This is a genomic window from Streptomyces kebangsaanensis, from assembly GCF_001906585.1.
In the GTDB taxonomy this organism is placed as follows: domain Bacteria; phylum Actinomycetota; class Actinomycetes; order Streptomycetales; family Streptomycetaceae; genus Streptomyces; species Streptomyces kebangsaanensis.
The window spans coordinates 43336-47247 of sequence record NZ_JUJA01000161.1; the positions used below are offsets into that span (position 1 = coordinate 43336).

Annotated in this window: 3 protein-coding genes; 2 read left to right on the forward strand and 1 reads right to left on the reverse strand. The window is 69.2% G+C overall.

The window, feature by feature from the left end; all coding sequences use genetic code 11:
- Positions 1-584 (forward strand): hypothetical protein (locus tag RH94_RS31260; RefSeq protein WP_234426155.1); only part of this gene is annotated, 584 nt, incomplete at its 5' end.
- Between the two features lie 54 nt (positions 585-638).
- Here RH94_RS31260 and thiC read toward each other — a convergent pair.
- Complete coding sequence (gene thiC / locus RH94_RS31265; RefSeq protein WP_073951707.1) at positions 639-2399, reverse strand: phosphomethylpyrimidine synthase ThiC; 1761 nt, start codon at positions 2397-2399, stop codon at positions 639-641.
- Positions 2400-2641: 242 nt separating this feature from the next.
- Here thiC and RH94_RS31270 point away from each other — a divergent pair.
- Positions 2642-3912 (forward strand): YibE/F family protein (locus tag RH94_RS31270; protein ID WP_073951708.1); only part of this gene is annotated, 1271 nt, incomplete at its 3' end.

The following is a 3912-nucleotide window of genomic DNA, read 5'->3' on the forward strand; positions in this document are numbered from 1 at the left end:
CCGCCGAGCCGGACGGAACCGGACCGGCCGCCACCGTGGAGGGGGTCGTCGAGACCGCAGGCGCGGGCGCGGGTGCCGTCGTGGCGGTGCTCGCCCCCGTCCTGGCCGGGATGGCCGCCGCCCTCTTCCTGCTCGTCGGCTACCTCCTGAAGATGCTCGACCCCGCGCAGGCCTTCGCCCAGACCATGATCACAACGGGCTGGGTGTTCGGGGCCGTGACCGCGGTGGCGATCCTCGTGGCCGCCGCCGGGCTGCTGCTCACCGCACTGCGCAACCAACCCTCGCTGGAGACCGGACCCTACGGGGAACCGGCCGAAGAGCTCGCCCAGGCGAGGGAGGCCTGGCACGAGGCCCTGCTCGAACGAGGCATCCTGCCGTTCCTGCGCGACGCACTCGCCGACGCCGGCTCCCCCGCGCCGGCCCGTACGAACCCGTCGGCGCCGCCCGGCCGCATTCCGCAACTCGGCTACGACCGCCCCGGTTTCAGCAGCCCCCACGACGGAGTCCCGAGCTCTCGCCCGAGCTTCTCCAGTCCCGACTTCACCAGCCCGGACTTCGGAGGCCCGGACCACCAGCCGGAGTGACCGGAGCCCTCGTCCCGAGGGCCCCGGCACACCTCTCCGCCCACGCGGCCGGGCTCAGTCCACGACCGGCAGGTACACCCGGTTGCCGGAGGCCGCGAACTCCTTCGCCTTTTGAGCCATGCCCTCCTCGATCTCGGCCTGGCCGGCGCCGTGTTCGCGGCGGATGTCCTGCGAGATCTTCATCGAACAGAATTTCGGACCGCACATCGAGCAGAAGTGGGCCGTCTTGGCGGGTTCCGCCGGGAGGGTCTCGTCGTGGAACTCCCGTGCCGTGTCCGGATCGAGAGCCAGGTTGAACTGGTCCTCCCACCGGAACTCGAAGCGGGCGTCGGACAGTGCGTCGTCCCACTCCTGCGCGCCCGGATGCCCCTTGGCGAGGTCGGCGGCGTGAGCGGCCACCTTGTAGGTGATGACACCGGTCTTGACGTCGTCGCGGTCGGGCAGGCCCAGATGCTCCTTGGGCGTGACATAGCAGAGCATGGCCGTGCCCCACCAGGCGATCATCGCGGCGCCGATTCCGGAGGTGATGTGGTCGTAGGCCGGCGCGATGTCGGTCGTCAGCGGGCCGAGCGTATAGAACGGTGCTTCATCGCAGATCTCCTGCTGAAGGTCGACGTTCTCCTTGATCTTGTGCATCGGGACGTGTCCCGGACCCTCGATCATGGTCTGTACGTTGCAACGCCTGGCGATCCGGCCGAGTTCCCCGAGCGTGCGCAGTTCCGCGAACTGAGCCTCGTCGTTGGCGTCCGCGATGGAACCGGGCCTGAGGCCGTCGCCCAGGGAGTATGTGACGTCATAGGCGGCGAGGATCTCGCTGAGCTCCTCGAAGTGCTCGTACAGGAACGACTCCTTGTGGTGCGCGAGGCACCAGGCCGCCATGATCGAGCCGCCGCGCGAGACGATGCCGGTCTTGCGGTTCGCAGTCAGCGGCACGTAGGCCAGGCGTACGCCGGCGTGGACGGTCATGTAGTCCACACCCTGCTCGGCCTGCTCGATGACCGTGTCCTTGTAGATCTCCCAGGTCAGTTCCTCGGCCTTGCCGTCCACCTTCTCCAGGGCCTGGTACAGCGGCACCGTGCCGATGGGGACGGGGGAGTTGCGCAGCACCCACTCCCGGGTGGTGTGGATGTTGCGGCCGGTGGAGAGGTCCATGACCGTATCGGCGCCCCAGCGGGTCGCCCAGGTCATCTTCTCCACCTCCTCCTCGATGGAGGAGGTCACCGCGGAGTTGCCGATGTTGGCGTTGACCTTCACCAGGAACCGCTTGCCGATGATCATCGGCTCGATCTCCGGGTGGTTGACGTTGGCCGGCAGCACGGCGCGGCCCGCCGCGACCTCCTCACGGACGACCTCGGGAGCGATGTTCTCCCGGATCGCCGCGAACTCCATCTCCGGTGTGATCTCCCCGCGGCGCGCGTACGCGAGCTGCGTCACCGCCCCGCCCTCCCGGCCGCGGCGCGGCTGACGCGGCCGTCCGGGGAACACCGCGTCGAGGTTGCGCAGACCGCCGCGCGGTGAGGTGTGCCTGATCCCGTCGTCCTCGGGGCGGACGGGACGCCCCGCGTACTCCTCGGTGTCGCCGCGGGCGACGATCCAGTTCTCCCGCAGCGGCGGCAGCCCCCTGCGGACGTCGGTGTCGAGGAGCGGATCGGTGTACGGGCCCGAAGTGTCGTACAGCGTGACCGACTGCCCGTTGGTGAGGTGCACCTGACGGACCGGCACCCGCAGATCGGGGCGTGAGCCCTCCACGTACCCCTTGTGCCAGCCGATGGACTTCTGCATGGAGGCAGGTGTGCGTACGTCCTTGTTGGTCATGAGACCTACTCCCTACGCCGGCATTACCCGGTAACAGGTTCGGCGGTCGACGCAGCGGTGTCCGCCTGCCGGAGTTTCACGGTGAAACACCGCGTGTTCCACGTGAAACATCGCAAAGACGGAGGTCAGCGCCCTCTCAGCCCGGTGCTCCGAGCTCCCGCGTGTGCAAAGGTGCCTCCACGCTAGCGTCATGTGTGGCGCGGTGAACAGTGGGCCTGTCCCGTTCTTGCGATGATCGGGCGGTGACCACGGCACAGCAGCACCCCTATCCGCCGCCCGAACCGCGGCACGGACACGACTCCGGGCACGGCCGGAACGCCTCCGATACCGGCCACGGGCACGAGCACGGGCATGGGCACGGTCCGGGGCCCAGTGGCGGGCACAGCCACAGCCACGGACCGGCCGCGCCCGTCTCCCAGCACCTCCGCAAGGTCATCGCGGCGATCCTGATCCCGTTCGCCGCCGCGGTGGTGGCCGGTCTCGCCGTGCTGTGGCCGGGCGGCGCCCCGGCGCACGAGCGCACCGGCGTGGGTTTCGACCGGCAGACGCAGCAGGCCACCGTCGCCCAGGTGACCGAGGTGAGCTGCCAGTCGGTGAACGCCTCCGCGTCCGCACCGACCGGCGACACCTCCACCGCCGAAGGCTCCTCCGCGCAGCAACAGGACTCCAGTACTTGCAAGAAGGCCACGATCCGGGTGGACACCGGCAAGGACAAGGGCCGTACGTTCACCGAGATCGTGCAGCCCGACCAGTCCCGCCAGCTGCACCAGGGCGAGAAGGTCGTGGTCGCCTACGAGCCCTCCGCGCCAAAGGACCTGCAGTACTCGGTCGCCGACGTCAACCGGCGCCTCCCGATGGCGCTGCTGGCCGGTGTCTTCGCACTCGCCGTCGTGGTCGTCGGGCGGCTGCGGGGCGTCATGGCGCTGGTCGCGCTGGCTGTCAGCTTCCTGGTGCTGAACCTGTTCATCCTGCCCGCGATCCTGCAGGGCTCGAACCCGCTGGCCGTGGCGGTCGTCGGGTCGAGCGCCATCATGCTGATCGCCCTCTACATGTGCCACGGCCTGTCCGCCCGTACGTCGGTGGCGGTGCTCGGCACACTGATCTCGCTGATGTTGATCGGCGTGCTGGGCTCACTCTTCATCGGCTGGGCCGCGCTCACCGGCAACACCGACGACAACACCGGGCTGATCCACGGCCTGTATCCGTCGATCGACATGAGCGGCCTGCTGCTGGCCGGCGTCATCATCGGCTCGCTCGGAGTCCTCGACGACGTGACGGTCACCCAGACGTCCGCGGTCTGGGAACTGCACGAGGCCAACCCCACGCTGGGCCGACGCGCGCTGTACCGTGCGGGCATCCGTATCGGACGCGACCACATCGCCTCCGTCGTCAACACCCTCGTCCTCGCCTACGCCGGTGCCGCGCTTCCGTTGCTGCTGCTCTTCTCCATCGCGCAGAGCGGCGTGGGCACCGTCGCCAACAGCGAACTGGTCGCCGAGGAGATCGTGCGCAC